The sequence below is a fragment of the Desulfobaculum senezii genome, assembly GCF_054657395.1.
On record NZ_BAAHYU010000005.1, the window covers coordinates 51,419 to 68,993 of the forward strand.

Consider the following 17,575-nt stretch of genomic DNA (forward strand, 5'->3'; position numbering starts at 1 on the left):
ATGTTCCGTCTTGGGCTGAGGTGGCTTGAGGAAGTAGGCGCTGGGCGGGGCGTGATGCCGGTCAGTCCTTGTGCGGCGAGACCTCTACATCTTGCTCCTGCTCCTTTTGCTGCTCCTGTTTTTGTTCGGCAACGGCCTCTACGTGGGCGATTTCGCCGCCAGTGCCGCTGCGTCTGTCATCCAGACTGCGGATGGCTCCGGCGCGGCCATAGACGACAAGCGTATCCGCGGCGCGCAGGGTGGTGGCGCCCTTCGGCGTTCCTAGGAATGTACCGTCCGCACGCGTGATGGCAAGCACCACGACGCCTTCGTCCTGCAAGCGGAGTTCGGCAAGGGTGCGGTCCGCCATCCAGTCCTGTTTCTGTACAAAGACCTCGCCAATGGAGTAGTCGCCCGTCAGGTGCAGCAGCGCGGCATAGTCGCGGACGTTAAGCGCCGTATAGCGCTTCATTGCCCGGAAAACGATGCGCGACAGGAGCCTGTCGAACCGTTGGCTAGTGGTCAGTGCCAGCAGTGCGGCCAGGCCAACAATCAGCAGTCCCGCCCGTAGCCACAGCGACCCCGTGTTTTGCACATTGATGAAGCCGACAAGCAGCGTAACAATGGCCGTCGCCACACCCGCATTGCCCAGCAGCATAAGCAGGAGCAAAATGCGCCGCCGCACAGGGTGATTGACCACCTTTTCGGACTCCGACGTGGTGAATCCAACGCCAGTAAATGCCGACCGCGCTTGAAATTTCGCGGCCTGACGCGATAGGCCCGTGTGAGTGAGCGCAAGGCTCGCCATGCGCGTGAGGATCATCGATACGATGAGAATAAGCAGTAATGTGGCAATCGCTATCATGGTGTTCCGTCTGTATTGTGCCGTGTTATAAAGTGTTTCCAACCTTTTGAGAGTTCCTAAGACCATAGGCGAATTGCAGTGCCGTATCAAGGTTGGCCGTCTTTCACTGCGCACGTCGCAGTGTTTTGATGCCCTCTGCAGCCTTTCATCGTTTGCTCCAAAACAATGAATTTCCTGCGCCGCATGGGTGCTTGTCCTGCACCTGCGTTGGCGTCATGGTCCGCATTGTATCATCGCCTCACCATGCGAAATTACACCGCATTGTGCCGCGCCAGAATGCGAGAAAATCGGGCGAAATTCGCTGTTTTGCGTTGACATACCGGGCAAAATTCGCCATTGTCTCCTCAGACGACGCGAGGCGTTGTCTCAAATGCGGAGCCGTAGTTAAGTCGGTTATAACGCTGGCCTGTCACGCCAGAGGCCGCGAGTTCGAGTCTCGTCGGCTCCGCCACGCAAATCAAAGGCTGCACCACCAAGGTGCAGCCTTTTTTTGTGTCTTGTGCGTAAAAGGGGGGAGGGCTACTCTAAAAATTCTGTGTACACAACTCTGAAGCAGGGGGAGCTCATTTCATATGTCCAAGACAGACAATATCAAAGAGCTAGTGCTGGAACTCGCCAATAGCCTTAATTCGTTTGATAAGTTCAGGGATTATTACCTGGATAAGCTCCTTCCGGATTTCGTTGAAAACCCTTCGTCTGGGACGCACTACGAGTCTGTACTGCTGGGGAAAATACGTGCGGAGTTGACGGAGGAAGAATGGGTAACATTGCCAAGGATGGTGGCAGATCTCAAAGCTGGGCGGTGGGAGCCAACTCAGAAAGAACAAAGGCTTGAGACCGAAAGGGTAGAGCGTGAAACACGAAAAGCAAAAGAAGCTGCTCGGATAAAGGCTGAAGAAGAGAAGCGGAAGAGGGCTGAAGCCAAACTGAAGCTAGAGAGGGAAAAACTTCGAAAACAAGTGCTCGATGAATTCATTACCTTGGTTGAAAGTGACTTTTTAAATGCAAAAAAGATCATCGAAGCCAAATATCCAGACGTGCTTTCTGCTAAGGATATGGAAAGCAAGCTGGTATTTTTCATTCAAAACTGGGTTAAACAACTGGGGAGACAGTTGCCGGACCCAGAGCAAGCTCTAGCCATAGCTTCTATAGATGGAGATATACAGGTCGTCGCCCGTGCAGGGAGCGGCAAAACCACCACCATTGTCAACAGGGCGCTTTTCTTGCAAAAACACTGCAACATATCTCCTGATGAAATTCTTCTCGTTGCCTTCAACAAGAAAGCCGCAGAGCAAATCGAACAGAAATTAAGGCCATACGTTGGCGCTGATGTCCCCCATGTGATGACCTTCCATTCCCTAGCGTACTCACTTGTACATCCCGAGGAAAACCTTCTCTATGATGATAAGAGTTTAAATAACGAAGGGTTGAGCAGGGCTTTTCTTCAAGTAATTGATGATTTTCTGAAAGATGATGAGTTCCATTCCAAAGTCAAGAGTGTGATGCTTACAGGTTTCCGAAGGGACTGGGAGCAAATTGAACAAGGTGGATACCATTTAAGTGAGGAAGAATTTCTCCTGTACCGTAGGTCACTCCGCAACCAGACATTGAATGGTGAAGACGTAAAATCGCATGGAGAAAAAGTAATCGCCAACTTTCTCTTCGAACACGACGTACCCTACAAGTACGAGCGGAATTTCTGGTGGGGGGGAGAAAACTACAGGCCTGATTTCACAATTTTCAAAACACACGAATCGGGTGTCGTCATCGAGTACTTCGGAATGGTTGGCGAGCCTGAGTATGACAGAGTCAGCGCAAAAAAGAGAGCTTTTTGGAAAGGGAACACTTCTTGGAATTTGCTGGAAGTGTACCCTCGAAATATTAAGAATAAATCTTCGGCAGAGTTTGATCAGTGGATGGCTCTCCGACTCGAGAGGCGTGGGGTTAGATGCTTGAGGCTGCCCGAAGATGAAATCTGGAAGAGGGTAAAAAAGCGTAGTGTAGATCGATTTACTAAAGCGATGAGAAGCTTTGTGGGGCGTTGTCGGCAACAATTTTTAAATTCTGAAGACATCACTGCCATGGAACAAGAATACTCTTTTTTGTACCCTGGAGAACGTCAGTTCGTGTCATTGGCAGGAGAAATATACTCTGCATACCTCGACAGGTTGAAGCTGACTGGACAAGAAGATTTTGATGGGTTGATCCAGAAAGCCGTGGCGGAAGTCTCCAACGGAAAAACTCGTTTTATCCGGAAGGGGCGTTCCGGAAATTTAAAGAACCTCCGGTTTGTCTTTGTTGATGAATATCAAGATTTTTCTGAACTATTTAACCGTTTGCTACAGTCTTTGCGAATTCAGAATCCATCCGCAAACTTCTTCTGTGTTGGGGATGACTGGCAAGCCATTAATGCTTTTGCAGGGTCGGATTTACGATTTTTTGCACAATTTGAGAATTATTTCTGCAAGGGAGCCGAGATTAACATATCGACCAACTATCGTTCACGTAAATCGGTTGTATCAACAGGTAACCATCTTATGAAGGGGCGAGGACTTCCTGCAAGAGCATCAACAGAACGTGCTGGAGCTGTTAGAGTTTGTAATATGAATAGGTTTTCTCCAACGGAATTTGAGAAAGAAAAGCATTTATATGACGCGATCACCCCTGCGGTGCTTCGCATACTCTACAAAGAACTTGGCGCAGGCAACGATGTGGCAATAATAAGCAGAACTAACACAGTCCCGTGGAGCACGTATTCAAAAAACTGGAAATCCTGTCCTGGCCGCCTAGACTTGTTCGCCACGCATCTGAGGGGCTTCTTAGTCGGCGAGGACAAAAAAAGAGTGTCTTGTCATACCGCTCACTCCTTCAAGGGTGGAGAAAGTGATGTCGTGATCATCCTTGATGCAAAAGACAGGCGTTACCCACTTATCCATCCGGACTGGGTCTACAACAGAATACTTGGCGACAATGAAAAGAAGCTGCTGGATGAAGAGAGACGGTTGTTTTATGTCGCTCTGACTCGAGCCAGAAAAAGCCTGTACATAATTACTGACACAAGCGATATGTCACCTTTCTTAAATGAATTTTCGGGCTTCAACGAGATGCGGTTGCTTAATTGGGAGGCGCTGCCGAAGTCCACCCAGGCAGACGAGGCCCTCCGTCTTGTACGAATAACAAATGCGGATCAAAAGAACATCCAGGCAACAAAGGTTATCAAAGAACAGCTTCAGGCAAGTGGATATCAGTTGGGCATGAAAGGCGACATTTCATACTGGTGGAGAGTGTACCCTAAGTCAGAGGGTCTCCTGGACGAGTTGAAAAATCAAGTGTGGGCTGGCGCTGCACAGGGGATTGTCGTGCAAATTTGGGATTCACGCGATAGGTTACACAACTCTTTCCTCGTCCAAGGTTCTGCCTGGATACAGCACCCGAACTAGATCGCTTCCCCGCATCCTAGGGAAATTCCTTGCCAGGACGTAATGCTCTTTTGAGTAGTCTCCCTAACTTAAAATGTACAATTGCAATATGGCAGTAGGGTATTTATTCTCTGGTCTGACGGCTATTATATTCTCCCCAGCCTTTGAGAAGAAGCTGACGCCCCCTGTCAATTTGACTGTTCCCCTCGACCTGCTCTTCTCCGTTGATCTCTTTAAGGGGTTCTAGGACGGTTCGAGAGCTCGCTTGTGTTTCGCCAGAAATCATCGAGATTGTTGGCCCTAAGAAAGGGGACTTTATAAAGACATTGCTTAAATTATTGGAAGGCTCCAGCAGAATTCGAACAACGTCAAATCATGAAGGAAGGGCCTTGTCTGAATTTCGACTTATGTATAATAGGATTATTATTTCTCTTTTCGCTCCACCCGTCCTGTCCCTTCTTCCAGCACACCGTACGTTAGTATCCTCCATGATAGTACATGACAAAAAAGACCGTACTTGCGCAAAAGTCTCCGTGTGCAATAGAGTGTCGCACATATGCCGCAGAGGTCTTTGCGATGCGCATTGGCATATGAAATGGTGTTCAAGACGGACTGTGAGGCGGCTTGTTGCGCAGGGTTCCTGTGTGGGCGGCGAGATGGTCCTGTGACATGCCGCGACATGCGGCGCTACTGCGAATAAAGGAGTCTTGGTATGTACGTTGTTGCTATTAATGGAAGCCCTCGCAAGGGTGGGAATACGGAAAATTTGCTTCGCACTGCGCTTGAGCCGCTGGAAAAGGCTGGCTGGGAGACGGAGTTTGTGCAGCTGGGTGGGAAGAAAATCCGCGGCTGTATGGCGTGTGGCAAGTGCTGGGAAAAGCAGGACGGCCACTGTGTGGTGGACAACGACGCGTTTAACGACGTGATGGACAAGATGGTGAAGGCGGACGCCATCATTATTGGCTCGCCGACGTATTTTTCTGATGTGAGCGCGGAGACTAAGGCGCTGCTGGACCGCTCCGGATTCGTGGCGCTGGCCAATGGCGGCCTGTTTGCGGGCAAGATTGGCGCGGCTGTGGTGGCTGTGCGCCGGGGCGGCGGCATCCATGTGTTTGATACCATTAACCATATGTACCAGATGTCGCGCATGATTGTGCCCGGCTCCACGTATTGGAATCTTGGCTACGGCCTGGAAAAGGGCGAAGTGCAGGGTGACGCCGAAGCGCTTGCAAACATGCGGAATCTGGGCGAGACCATAGGCTGGCTCGGCAAGGCGATGACTCCGAATATGGACAGCTTCCCTGCCGCTCCCTAGAACGTGCTTTGTAACGCGCCGTACGAACCTTACGGCTGGGAGAAGGAATGGATACAGATATGGTTGTTGTCAGCGCACGGTTCCGCGCGCTGCCGGGAAAGGAAGAGGCGCTGAAAAGCATGGTGCAGCAACTGGTGCAGGATTGCGAGGGGCAAAATGGCCTCATCCTGTACAGCGTGCATCAGGACGTTGCCGACCCGGCGCTGTTTCAGTTCTATGAGCAATTTGCCTCGCAGGCGGCGCTGGATGAGCATGCAGTTTCAAAGCCGCTGAAGGATTTTGAACGCGACGCAGCGCAGTATATGACCGGCAAAGCGGACGTGCGCATTATGCGTATGTTGGCCCGGGTGACGGGCTAGCGCCAAGGGCTGAAAGACAGCCTGTACAAAAAACGCCCCGGCGGGTTCCTGCCGGGGCGTTTCGTTTTAGGCTTTTGCGGCGATGACGGTGAGCGGGTCCTCGTCGCTGGTGTCGGCAAAGAAGAATTCCTTATCAAAGGGGCCGACGTGGCCTTCTGCGGCCATGCGCTCAAAGAAGTTCAGGCGCGTGTAGCGGCGGGTGCGCTCCGGCGAGACCTTCAACTTCACGTAGTAGTCGAACTTGGGCATGGAGTGGCTGGATTCGGTGAGGTCGATGACCCTGTCCGCGAACTCGCACCAGCCGTGGGTCTGCCATGTGCCGTCCTTGAATATCCAGCCATGGACGACTTCGGTCTCGGGGTTTTCGCTCGCGGCCTCAAGGCAGGATTCGAAACTTGTGGGCTTGCGGTCGAACATGAATACCTCCGTTGGCGTGTTGTCGGCGCTGTGGCCTGTGACGGTGTGCACGGGCGGGTCTGGCCGCCGCGTGGGTTACTGGTCGGCCTTGGTGCCGATAAGGGCCGCGCCAAGGGCGTTGCCGACTTCAAAATGATCCGGGAAATGGATGGGCGCGCCAAGGCGCTGTGCCACTTCGGGCAGCAGCATCCGCGCGGCTGCGCCAATGCCGACGATGGGCACGTTGAGGGCGGCGCTAAAGCGTACAAGGGACATGGAGTCCTTGCGGGCGATGAATTCCGCCATGCTTCCGCCAACTTCCTTGCGCACCACATGGTCGAGCAGAGCGTTTTCAATCTTGCGCTGGGCTTTGGTTATGACAGCTTCGCAAAAGGCCTCAGCGTCCATGCCGTGGCGGCGCGCCAGCACCTCTGCCGCGGCCTTGGCCTGCGCGGTGTCGCCGATGCTCAGGCGGCCGAGTACGTGCAGGGCGTCCGTTGGCGTGAAGCCGATTTCCGCCACCTGCTGCGCGCGGACAAGGCGCTGAAGATGCGCGGAAAGCGAAATTTCGCTGAGGCCCGTGGCGCGCATGAGGGATGCGGCGGACATGGGGCCGGCGCCGCTGAGAACGGTCAAAATGGGATCAGCGGCGATGACGTCCGGCTCCGGCGCTTGGTCTATGGTAATGAGGCGCGAGGCGTCGCCGGAGTCCAGCCACGATTCTGGGGCCGGGACGTTTGTAGCCATGCAGATGGGCAAAACGCGGGCTGGACCAACGGCGATGGACCCCGCCGCAGTGGTGCGGACCTGCGAGTCTCCGCCGATGCCCACGGTGAACATTTCCACGGCTTCGACGTGCGTTTCCCACTGGCCGATGCGGCTGCCGCCCTTTTTGATGGTGGGCTGGCCTGCGCGGATGAGGGTGACGTCCGTGGTGGTGCCGCCAACGTCCACGATGAGGGCGTTGTCGCCGGGGGCGAAGGCCATGCCGTAATGGGCAGTGGCGGCGGGACCGCTGGCAAAGGTCTCGGCCGCGCGGCGTAGTGCGCTCTCCAGCGTCATGGGCGCGCCGTTGCCGCGCACAATGCTCACCGGACAGGTGAGGCCATGCTCTGCAAGGGCGGCGCTGACGCCGTCGATGAATTCCTGCATGACGGGCATAAGGCGGGCGTTGAGCACGGTTGTGGCGGCGCGCTCCTTCATTCCGGCCTTGCCGCTGACCTCGTGGGAGCAGAAGACGGGCTTGGGGTCCACCAGTTCGATGGCTTTAGCGGCCACCTGCTCATGCGTGGGATTGGCGTAGCTCATGGCCGCGCTGACGGCGTAGGCGTCCACATGGCCGCGCAGATTGCCAACGCCATCGACGATGGCTTCCACGTCGAGGGGGGCTTCCTCCTTGCCGACGATGGAGTGGCCTCCGGCGGCGTATTGCACGGAGACGACGGGCAGGTCGAAGGCCTTGGTCATGCCGATGACGAACAGCCCGACGCGCGCGCCTTTGTCTTCCACCACGGCGTTGGTGGCGAGGGTGGTGGACACGGCGACCACATCCACCAGCTGGGGCGGAGTGGCGCTCTCGCGCATGACGCGGGACAGGGCGGACGACAGGCCGATACTGAGATTTTTGTGTGTGGTCGGTGTCTTGGCGGAGGCGACAACGTCGCCGGACGCGCGGTCCAGAAGAATGGCGTCCGTGTAGGTGCCGCCGGTATCGATGCCTATTGCATAGCCGTGTGTCTGTGTCATGATGAATCCTTTGCCGTTTTTCGTGGTCTGTGACGGCCGTATGTGCAGTACGTGGTGATACTGCCAAGGCGCGCGGTTGGCAACCGTGCATCGTGAAAAATCGGCCAAGCGGGCGGATGGGGGCGGATTTTCACGCTATGCGGGGATTTGTGGCGTATAGGTCAGGCTCTTTTTTGTGGAAGGGAGAGAGTGTTTGGGGTAAGGGAAGTTTGTAAAATTTCCCAAAGTTTTGGTGAGCTATTGACGAGTGGCGCAAAATCTACTAATTGGCGCGCTCCATCATATCGGGCAGGCGGGGGCGGCGGTTTGGGCGCTATGAAATACTGGCGCAAACAGCCACCCCGTGCGGCTTTTCCCCGAAAAGTTCCGATGGGTAAGGAGGGTGCTGCGATATGGCAAAGAAACCCGTGCTTGAGCAGTGGAACGCAACGCGTTCTGCTGACCTCTATGGCGTCAATAACTGGGGCAGTGGCTACTTTGGTGTGGCCGACTCCGGCGACGCCGTCATCACCCCTTTTGCAGAACGCGGCCCGGCCGTCTCCATCCCCGAGGTCATCAAGGGCCTTAAGGAGCGGGGCATGGACCTGCCCGTGCTTCTGCGCATCGAAAATATTCTCGATTCCCAAATTTCCGTCCTGCACGACTGCTTCAACCACGCCATGCGCGACCTTGAATACCAAGGCGAATTCCGTGGCGTGTACCCCATCAAGGTGAACCAGCAGGAACAGGTTGTGGAGCGCATCACCGAATACGGCGAGCCGCATCACCACGGCCTTGAAGTGGGCAGCAAGCCCGAACTCATCGCCGCGCTGTCCTATCTTCACGACCGCGAGGCCTGCATCGTCTGCAATGGCTACAAGGACCGCGAATTCGTGGACCTTGCCCTTTACGCCAACAAGATGGGCTATAACTGCATCCTCGTCCTTGAAATGCCGAGTGAGCTGGCGCTTATTCTGGAGCGCTCGCGCGCTTTGGGCATCCGTCCGCGCATGGGCATCCGCATCAAGCTGGCGGCCCGCGCCGGTGGTCACTGGACGGAGTCCGGCGGCGATCTGTCCATCTTTGGCCTGTCCACGGCCGAGGTGGTGGACGTGGTGGACGAACTGCGGAAGCACGACATGCTGGACTGCATGCACCTGCTGCACTTCCACCTTGGCTCGCAGATTCCGAACATCCGCGACATCCGAAATGCCCTGCGCGAGGCCTGCCGGGTCTATGCCGGGCTGGTGGATGAAGGCGCGGCCATGGGCTATCTGGACCTTGGCGGCGGCCTTGCCGTGGACTACGACGGCTCGCACACCAACTTCCTGTCCAGCCGCAACTACACCCTTGGCGAATACTGCGCCGACGTGGTGGAAACCGTGATGAGCATTCTGGATGAGCGCGACATCGCGCATCCGCACATCATTACGGAGTCCGGCCGCGCTACGGTGGCGTACTACTCCGTGCTGTTGTTTGAGATTTTGGACGCCAGCCGCCTTGAGGACCGGGCCATCCCCATTGACCTGCCCGAGGACTGCCCCGAGCCGACGGAAAACCTGCTTGAGGTCTACCAATCCATCTCGCTCAAGAACTTGCAGGAGTGCTACAACGACGCCATCTATTACCGCGATGAAATCCGCCAGATGTTCCGCATGGGCACGTGCTCCCTGCGCGAGCGCTCTGTGGCGGAATCCCTGTTCTGGGCCATCATCAAGGAAATTGCCGCGCGCGTGGACGAGGTGAAGCGCCCCACCAAGGAACTGGCGGGCATTCAGGATTCCCTCGCCAGCATTTACTACGCGAATATGAGCATTTTCCAGTCCTTGCCGGACTCGTGGGCCATTGACCATCTGTTCCCGGTCATGCCTGTGCACCGTATGGACGAACAGCCCACGGAAAAGGTGGTGCTGGCGGATATCACCTGCGACTGCGACGGCAAGCTGGACCGCTTTATCGACGAGCGCGGCGTCCGGCGCACGCTGGATGTGCACGACCTGCGTAAGGGCGAGCCCTATTATATGGGCGCGTTCCTCGTCGGCGCGTATCAGGAGACGCTGGGCGACCTGCATAACCTTTTCGGCGACACCAACGTCGCCTCCATCCATATCAATGAGGACGGTTCGTTCGACTTCGTGCGGGAGCTCGATGGAGATTCCGTGGCTGACGTGCTGTCCTACGTCGAGTATGATCCGAAGATGGTCCTGGAGCGCTTCCGCAACGTGGCGGAGCGTGGCATCCGGGAGGGGCGCATTACCCCTCAGGACAGGTACGCCATCATGAAGGCCTTTGAACAGGGCCTGAGAGGATCGACCTATCTGAACGGCTTGCGATAGCACAATCCCTTTTGACAAGGAGGGACACAAGGATGTCCAGAGTACTCATCGTCGGCGCTGGCGGTGTGGGTCAGGTTGTGGCTCACAAATGCGCGCAGCTTCCCGAAGTGTTTCAAGAAATATGTCTTGCCAGCCGCACCGTCTCCAAGTGTGACGCCATCGCTGCGCAGCTTCCCCGCCCCATCCGCACCGCACAGGTGGATGCGGACAACGTCCCCGAGATGGTGGCGCTGATCAATGACTTTCAGCCGGACCTCGTGTTGAACGTGGCCCTGCCGTATCAGGACCTGAATATCATGGACGCCTGCCTTGAAACCGGCGTCCACTACCTCGACACGGCCAACTACGAGCCGCTGGACGAGGCGAAGTTTGAATACAAGTGGCAGTGGGCCTATCAGGACCGCTTCCGCGAAAAGGGCCTGATGGCGCTGCTTGGCAGCGGCTTCGACCCCGGCGTGACCAACGTCTTTTGCGCCCACGCCCAGAAGCACCACTTCGATGAAATCCACCAGCTGGACATCATCGACTGCAACGCGGGCGACCACGGCAAGCACTTTGCCACCAACTTCAATCCGGAAATCAACATCCGCGAAGTAACCGCGCGTGGCCGCTACTGGGAACGCGGCGAATGGGTGGAGACCGACCCGCTGTCGTGGTCCATGTCCTACGACTTCCCCGAGGGCATTGGTCCCAAGAAGTGCTACCTCATGTATCATGAGGAGTTGGAGTCGCTGGTGCAGAACCTGCGCGGCATCCGTCGTGCCCGCTTCTGGATGACCTTCTCCGACAACTACCTGAAGCATCTGGAAGTGCTGGAGAACATCGGCATGACCCGCATCGACGCCGTGGAGCACAACGGCTGCGAAATCGTGCCGTTGCAGTTCCTTAAGACGCTGCTGCCGGACCCGGCCTCCCTCGGCCCGGACACCAAGGGCCGCACCTGCATCGGCTGCCTGATGCGCGGCGTGAAGGACGGCAAGGAAAAGCAGGTCTACGTGTACAATATCTGCGACCATCAGGACGCCTACCGCGAGGTGAGGTCGCAGGCTGTGTCGTACACCACGGGCGTGCCCGCCATGATTGGCGCGGCCATGATGCTGACCGGCAAGTGGAAGGGCGAGGGCGTCTTCAATATGGAAGAGTTCGACCCCGACCCGTTCATGGATATGCTGAATACACACGGCCTGCCATGGAAAGAGATCATCTCCTAGCCGCGTTGGAGCGCGTCCCCGCCACGCCATGCTTTGTGGTGGACGAGGCGCTCCTGCGCCGCAACCTGTCGGTGCTGGACACGGTCCAGCGCCGGACAGGGGCCAAGATTCTGCTGGCCCTCAAGGGTTTTGCCATGTTCAGCGCGTTTGCGCTGTTGCGGGACGCGCTGCATGGCGTTTGCGCCAGTTCCCCGCACGAGGCACGCCTTGGCCGCGAGGAATTCGGGCGCGAGGTGCACGCCTTTGCCGCCGCCTATTCCGAAGCGGACATGCGCGAGCTGGTCACCCTGAGCGATCATATTTCCTTCAACTCCTTTGCCCAGTACCGGCGCTTCAAGCCGTTGGTGGACGCCGCGCCCGCGCGCATTGAGTGCGCCATCCGCGTGAATCCGGAGCACTCCGAGGGCGCTGTGCCCATCTACGACCCGTGCTCCCCCGGCTCGCGCCTTGGCGTGCGGCTGCGTGATTTTGAGCCGGACGCCCTTGACGGCATTTCCGGTCTGCATTTCCACACGCTGTGTGAGCAGAATGCGGATTCGCTGGAGCGTACCCTTGCGGCGTTTGAGGCCTCATTCGGCCCGCATCTGCGCGGCATGAAGTGGCTGAACATGGGCGGCGGGCACCACATCACGCGCGAGGACTACGACGTGGACCTGCTGTGCCGCCTCATCGACGGCGTGCGCGAGCGCTACGGCGTTGGCGTCTATCTTGAACCCGGCGAAGCCGTGGCGCTGGATACCGGATTCCTCGTCGCTACGGTGCTGGACGTCATTAATGCGGATATGCCTATCGCCATCCTCGATGCCTCCGCCGCCGCGCATATGCCCGATGTGCTGGAGATGCCGTACCGTCCGGACGTCATCGGCTCCGGCCAACCCGCGGAGAAGGCGTGGACGTGCCGCCTTGCCGGGCATTCCTGCCTTGCGGGCGACGTGATAGGTGAGTACTCCTTCGACCGCCCGCTGCACCCCGGTGACAGGCTCATATTTACGGATATGGCCCACTACAGCATGGTGAAGACCAACACCTTCAACGGCCTCAAGCTGCCCTCCATCGCCCTGCGGCGTGCGGACGGGACGCTGGAGGTCGTGCGCGAGTTCGGGTACGAGGACTACAAGACCCGCCTGTCCTGACCGATTTACGTTCAGGCGCGGGTATGGGCGGCGCTTTTTCTTTTTCGCCGCCCCAAACGCCAACGACCATATCGACCAGCGAAACAAGGAGCAGAGCCGTTGAGCGGACTTTATCCTGATTTTATGGCCACAGACCTGGAACCCACCGCTCCGGGCGAGAGCCTGTTCCATATCATCCCCGTTCCCTACGAAAAGACCGTCTCCTACGGCGGCGGGACCGTTGACGGGCCGCAGGCCATTCTTGAGGCCTCGGACCAGCTAGAAATGTGGGACGGCTCTTCCGTGCCCGCCCGCCGCGGCATCGTCACCCACGACGCCGTCGAGTGTTCCGGCGCGGCAAAGACCGTTATGGACCGCATCGCCGACGCCGTGAAGACCGTGCGCGGCCACAACGGCATGCCCGTCGTCCTGGGCGGCGAGCACACCGTCACCCTCGGTGCGCTGCGCGCCCTTGCCGAGGAGCACGGCACCTTCGGCATTGTGCAGTTCGACGCCCACGCCGACCTGCGCGACAGCTACGAAGGCTCCCCCTACAGCCACGCCTGCGTTATGCGCCGCGCCGTGGCCGACCTCGGGCTGCCCCTCTTTCAGCTTGGCGTTCGCGCCCTGTGCGAAGAGGAAGTCGAGTACCGCCGCGAGCAGGGTATAGGCCACATTGACGGCTGGGAACTTGGCACCATGCCCTTCCCCCGCGCGCTTCTGCCAGAAGGGTTCCCCGATAAGATTTATGTCACCTTCGACGTGGACGGCCTCGATACCTCCATCATGCCCGCCACAGGCACCCCCGTGCCCGGCGGCATCATGTGGCATCAAGCCATGCAGCTGCTGCGTATGGCCATCCGCGGACGCCGCGTCCTCGGCTTCGACGTCGTCGAACTCGCCCCCATTCGCGACATGCACGCCTGCGACTTCACCGCCGCACAGCTCGTCTACAACATCATGGGCATCATCGACCGCGACGCTGTGCTGCCCTAGGGTGAGCGTTCATTGGAAGAAGAAAAGGCCGACGATGGATTCGTCGGCCTTTTTATTTTTGGGGAAGAAGAGGACGGGGAAGGGGAGTGCCTCCGGCGGGTTAAGGGCCGTGGGCCCTTAACGATCCCATTTATACGCCAGTAATGCGTACCAGACACGCGGCCTCTATCAGGCCCCCGCAACGGCGCCACACCCACACGGCCAACTCCCCCAACGCGAGGGAAAAGCCACCCACCCCTTTTTCGGGCTGGCTTCCAGCCCGAAAACCTCGGGATTTTTAAGGGGTCGCACCCCTTAAGCCGCCGGAGGCATGCTCTTGCCTCCGGCGTAACGCCCCGGCCCATCCACGCGCACTCCGTTAGGCGGTGCCGTTTTCGTAGCGGCGGGTGACTTCGTACCAGTCCACGAGTCTGTCGAGGATGGCTTGGACGTAGGCTTTTCTGCGGTTTTGGTAGTCGAGGTAGTAGGCGTGTTCCCACACGTCCACGACGAAGAGCGGCACGTGGCCCATGGTGATGGGCGTCTCGGCGTTTTGTGTGCCGATGATGTCGAGGCCGCTGCCAGTATCCACCAGCCAGACCCAGCCGCTGCCGAAGACGCTGGCGGCCTGTGTGACGAAGCGATCGCGGAAGCGTCCGAAGGAGCCGAAGGAGGCGTCTATGGCGGCGGAGAGGGTGTTGCCGGGGCGGCCGCCGCCGAGGGGGGCGAGGCCGCGCCAGTAGAAGGTGTGATTCCATGCCTGTGCGGCGTTGTTGAAGATGGCTTTTCGGTCTTCGCGCCCGGACGTGGCGGTGATGATTTGGATCAGCGACATGTCCTGATAGGGCGTTCCGCCGATGAAGCGGGCGGTCTTTTTGTAGTAGCCGAGGGTGTGCTTGCCGTAGTGGTAGGCCACGGTCTTGGCGGAGATGATGGGTTCAAGGGCGCTGACGGGGTAGGGGAGTTGGTGCGACATGCCGTGGTGCGCGGCCATGAAATGCATGGGCATGTGGCGGTAGCCTTTGTCCTTGACCATGTGGTGCCCCGCGTGGGCGAAGGCGGCGGGCAGCAGCCCTGCCCCGGTGAGGGCCGTGGCTGTTGCCGCCAGCTTGAAGAAACGGCGGCGGCTTATGCGGGGGGCACGATTGGAGCTCATAGGGCCTCCTTGGGCTTTGCGTGTGTGCTGAGCACGGATTCTTCAATCGTAGCCCATCATGATGATGACGCAACAAAAAAACCGGCCGGGCGTGACGTCGCCTGGCCGGTTTTGTGTTGCGTGAGGGGTTATTCCGTTGGCACGTGGTAGTTTTTGACGAAGGCCTTGACGCGGCGCTGGATGCGTATGGTGCGCCCGATGAGCTCGGCAAGGCCGAAGAGCGCAATGGAGAGGATGAGCGAGAAGAGCAGAAACCCGCACCCGCCGAGGATGAACAGCAGGTTGATTTCATCGTTTGGGCTGTCCGTTTGCCAGAGGAAAGTGATGCACCCGATGGTCCCGAGGAGCCATGACAGATGCGCCACCACGGTCAGAATGTGCTCCATGGGCAGGCGCGAGATGGGGTTGACCATCTTGTAGCCCACAAAGTCCTCGCTGCCGCACTTGGGGCACTCGCGGTAGCTTTTGCTGAAGGTCTCGCCGCAGACCTCGCACTGGAACATCTTTTTAACGATGGTACGTGTGGGCATGAGTGTGCTCCTGTGTTGGCGGTCATGCCGCTGCGGTATGCGGGGTGCCGGACTGCGTGCGCATGCGTTGCATCATCCACACCGCGCCCCAAATGATCAGCCCGGCGGGGTAAACCCAGTAGCGCTGGTCGTGCGGGATGCCGGTCAGTTGGGCGATGAGGTCCGGGCGCATCATGATGAGGGTGATGCTGAGCAGAATGGGAATTTCCCAGAGCTTGTTGCGCGTGATGAACCACCCCTGCGTTGCCGAGGCAAAGGCAAAGTTGCCCACGCAGGCCATGAGGAAGATAAGTCCACCTTGTAGCCAGCTGTCCACATTGTGGAGGATGAGGTCGTGGTTGAAGATGAACATAAAGGGCAGGATGGCTGTGCGTATGTCGTACAGGAAGCCCTGAATGCCAGTGGGGATGGGTGGCGACTCGGCAATGGCCGCCGCCGCGTAGGCGGCAAGCCCCACGGGCGGCGTGTCGTCGGCGAGAATGCCGAAGTAGAAGCAGAACAGATGCGCCGCCATAAGCGGAACGATGAAGTCCTGCGTTGCGCCAAGGGTGACGATGGCAGGCGCGGTGAGGGACGCCATGACGATGTAGGTCGCCGTGGTGGGCAGCCCCATGCCGATGAGCAGGCTGGCGGCGGCAGTGATGACGAGCATCAGGAAGATGTTGCCGCCGGAAAGCTGGTCGATGACCTGCGTGATGAGCCCGCCGAGGCCAAGGGCCACGACGCCGACGATGATGCCTGCCGCGGCGGTGGCCATGGCGACGCCCGCCATGTTGCGCGCGCCGTCGGCCATGGCGAGTACGATGTCGCGTATGCCTTGTCCAAAGGCGGGGCGCATGGGCTTGCCGCTCATGCGGGCGCGGATGGGACGCTGCACCAGCATGATGACCGTCAGCACGATGATGGCGCGGAACGCGGCAAGCTCGGGAGAGTGCCGCAGGATAATCAGTTCATACAGCAGCATGGCGAGTGGGAGCAGAAAATGCAGCCCGGCGAGAAGGGTGGGAATAAAGCGCGGAAGCTCGGCGCGCGGGATGCCCTGCAGCCCCAGCTTGCTGGCCTCGATGTGCGAAATGTAGATGAGCGCCGCGTAGGAGACAAAGGCCGGAACCGCCGCCGCCTTGACGACCTCAATGTACGGCACGTTGACGTATTCCGCGATGATGAAGGCCGCCGCACCCATAATGGGCGGGGCCAGCTGACCGTCGGTTGAGGCGGCTACCTCAATGGCGCCGGCCTTGGTGCCGGGGTAGCCGACCTTCTTCATCATGGGGATGGTAAAGGTGCCGGTGGTGACGATGTTGGCAATGGACGAGCCGGACACCATGCCGGTGAGTCCGGACCCGAGGATGGCGGCCTTGGCCGGTCCGCCTTTGAAGCCGCCCAGCAGGCACAGGGCCAGCTGAATGAAAAAGTGCCCGGCTCCGGCCTTCTCCAGCATGGTGCCAAAGAGGACGAAGAGAAACACGATGGTGGCGGAAACGTCGAGGGGGATGCCGTAAATGCCCTCGGACGACATGGTCATCTGCCCGATGAAACGGTTCAGGGACACGCCCTTGAAGGCGATGACATCGGGCATGTACGGCCCGAGAAAAGCGTAGATGATGAACAGGAGGGCGATGACGGGCAGGGCCGGGCCGATGACGCGCCGCGTCCCCTCAAGCAGCAGCGCCACCAGCAGGATGCCGAAGACTAGGTCGCGCGTGGTGGGCGCGCCGTAGCGCATGGAGATGCCGTCATAGTCCAAAAAGATGTACAGCGCGGCCAATGCCGCAAAAAGGGCGAGGATGTAGTCCAGAATGGTCACGCGGTGCATGGCGAGGAAGAACCGCAGGTCCGGCCGCCAGTTGGGCGTAAACTTGAACATGGGAATATTCAGATACACCAGCACGATGGCGAAACCGAGATGAAAGGCCCGGATATAGAGCGTATCCAGAATAAGCCAGCTGGCCGTGGATAGCTGGAACAGGGACCACAGCACCGCAATGCCAATGGTCAGAGCGCGCGTAACGCCGTAGCTGTCGCTTTGCAGGCCGTGCTCGGCCTCGGCAAGGCGTTTGGCGTACTCCACACCTTTGATGTCGGGGTCGTGTTCAGTCTGGTGGTGCGGTGCGTGTGGCATGCGTGGCTGCACTCCTAGGCTGCGGGTTGCGGAGGACAGTCGTCCGCCATGCGGGGATGACCGGGGACTGGGACG

General features: G+C 58.4%; 13 protein-coding genes and 1 tRNA gene. 8 read left to right on the forward strand and 6 right to left on the reverse strand.

Going from position 1 to position 17,575, the window contains the following annotated elements; translation table 11 throughout:
• Positions 1–61: 61 nt before the first annotated feature.
• The gene (locus tag ACYQ2T_RS16805; protein WP_459902014.1) at positions 62–844 is read right to left on the reverse strand and encodes a TrkA C-terminal domain-containing protein; all 783 of its coding nucleotides are present in this window, start codon (positions 842–844) and stop codon (positions 62–64) included.
• Between the two features lie 374 nt (positions 845–1,218).
• On the opposite strand from ACYQ2T_RS16805, the gene ACYQ2T_RS16810 reads away from it, so the two are divergent.
• The 4 genes from ACYQ2T_RS16810 (at position 1,219) to ACYQ2T_RS16825 (ending at position 5,937) form a co-directional block, all read left to right on the forward strand.
• Positions 1,219–1,295 (forward strand) — tRNA-Asp (locus tag ACYQ2T_RS16810).
• 121 nt (positions 1,296–1,416) lie between these two features.
• A complete protein-coding gene (locus ACYQ2T_RS16815) occupies positions 1,417–4,284 on the forward strand; it encodes a UvrD-helicase domain-containing protein (RefSeq protein WP_459902015.1) in 2,868 nt (955 codons plus the stop codon).
• Between the two features lie 691 nt (positions 4,285–4,975).
• Complete coding sequence (locus ACYQ2T_RS16820) at positions 4,976–5,578, forward strand: flavodoxin family protein (protein ID WP_459902016.1); 603 nt, start codon at positions 4,976–4,978, stop codon at positions 5,576–5,578.
• 47 nt (positions 5,579–5,625) lie between these two features.
• A complete protein-coding gene (locus ACYQ2T_RS16825; RefSeq protein WP_459902017.1) occupies positions 5,626–5,937 on the forward strand; it encodes a putative quinol monooxygenase in 312 nt (103 codons plus the stop codon).
• Positions 5,938–6,003: 66 nt separating this feature from the next.
• Here the strand turns inward: ACYQ2T_RS16825 and ACYQ2T_RS16830 are convergent, their stop codons facing one another.
• Together ACYQ2T_RS16830 and ACYQ2T_RS16835 are read right to left on the reverse strand one after the other, a co-directional pair.
• On the reverse strand, positions 6,004–6,354 hold the full coding sequence (locus ACYQ2T_RS16830) for a hypothetical protein (RefSeq protein ID WP_459902018.1): 351 nt from the start codon (positions 6,352–6,354) through the stop codon (positions 6,004–6,006).
• Between the two features lie 75 nt (positions 6,355–6,429).
• A complete protein-coding gene (locus tag ACYQ2T_RS16835; protein WP_459902019.1) occupies positions 6,430–8,079 on the reverse strand; it encodes a hydantoinase/oxoprolinase N-terminal domain-containing protein in 1,650 nt (549 codons plus the stop codon).
• A 392-nt stretch (positions 8,080–8,471) separates the two neighbouring features.
• Between ACYQ2T_RS16835 and speA the strand changes: the two genes are divergently transcribed.
• The 4 genes from speA (at position 8,472) to speB (ending at position 13,713) form a co-directional block, all read left to right on the forward strand.
• Complete coding sequence (gene speA / locus ACYQ2T_RS16840) at positions 8,472–10,394, forward strand: biosynthetic arginine decarboxylase (protein ID WP_459902020.1); 1,923 nt, start codon at positions 8,472–8,474, stop codon at positions 10,392–10,394.
• 32 nt (positions 10,395–10,426) lie between these two features.
• Positions 10,427–11,605, forward strand: a complete 1,179-nt coding sequence (locus tag ACYQ2T_RS16845; RefSeq protein WP_459902021.1) for a saccharopine dehydrogenase family protein — start codon at positions 10,427–10,429, stop codon at positions 11,603–11,605.
• Complete coding sequence (gene nspC / locus ACYQ2T_RS16850; RefSeq protein ID WP_459902022.1) at positions 11,584–12,738, forward strand: carboxynorspermidine decarboxylase; 1,155 nt, start codon at positions 11,584–11,586, stop codon at positions 12,736–12,738. Before ACYQ2T_RS16845 ends, nspC begins: the two co-directional genes overlap by 22 nt.
• A 123-nt stretch (positions 12,739–12,861) precedes the next feature.
• Positions 12,862–13,713, forward strand: a complete 852-nt coding sequence (gene speB / locus ACYQ2T_RS16855; RefSeq protein WP_459902168.1) for an agmatinase — start codon at positions 12,862–12,864, stop codon at positions 13,711–13,713.
• 358 nt (positions 13,714–14,071) lie between these two features.
• On the opposite strand, the gene ACYQ2T_RS16860 is transcribed toward speB, so the two are convergent.
• The 3 genes from ACYQ2T_RS16860 to ACYQ2T_RS16870 form a co-directional block, all read right to left on the reverse strand.
• A complete protein-coding gene (locus tag ACYQ2T_RS16860) occupies positions 14,072–14,848 on the reverse strand; it encodes a superoxide dismutase (RefSeq protein WP_459902023.1) in 777 nt (258 codons plus the stop codon).
• A 128-nt stretch (positions 14,849–14,976) separates the two neighbouring features.
• Positions 14,977–15,378, reverse strand: coding sequence for a hypothetical protein (locus tag ACYQ2T_RS16865; RefSeq protein WP_404845266.1), 402 nt, complete (start codon positions 15,376–15,378; stop codon positions 14,977–14,979).
• 22 nt (positions 15,379–15,400) lie between these two features.
• Positions 15,401–17,500 (reverse strand): TRAP transporter permease, encoded by a 2,100-nt coding sequence (locus tag ACYQ2T_RS16870; RefSeq protein ID WP_459902024.1) that lies wholly within the window; start codon positions 17,498–17,500, stop codon positions 15,401–15,403.
• Between the last annotated feature and the right edge of the window lie 75 nt (positions 17,501–17,575).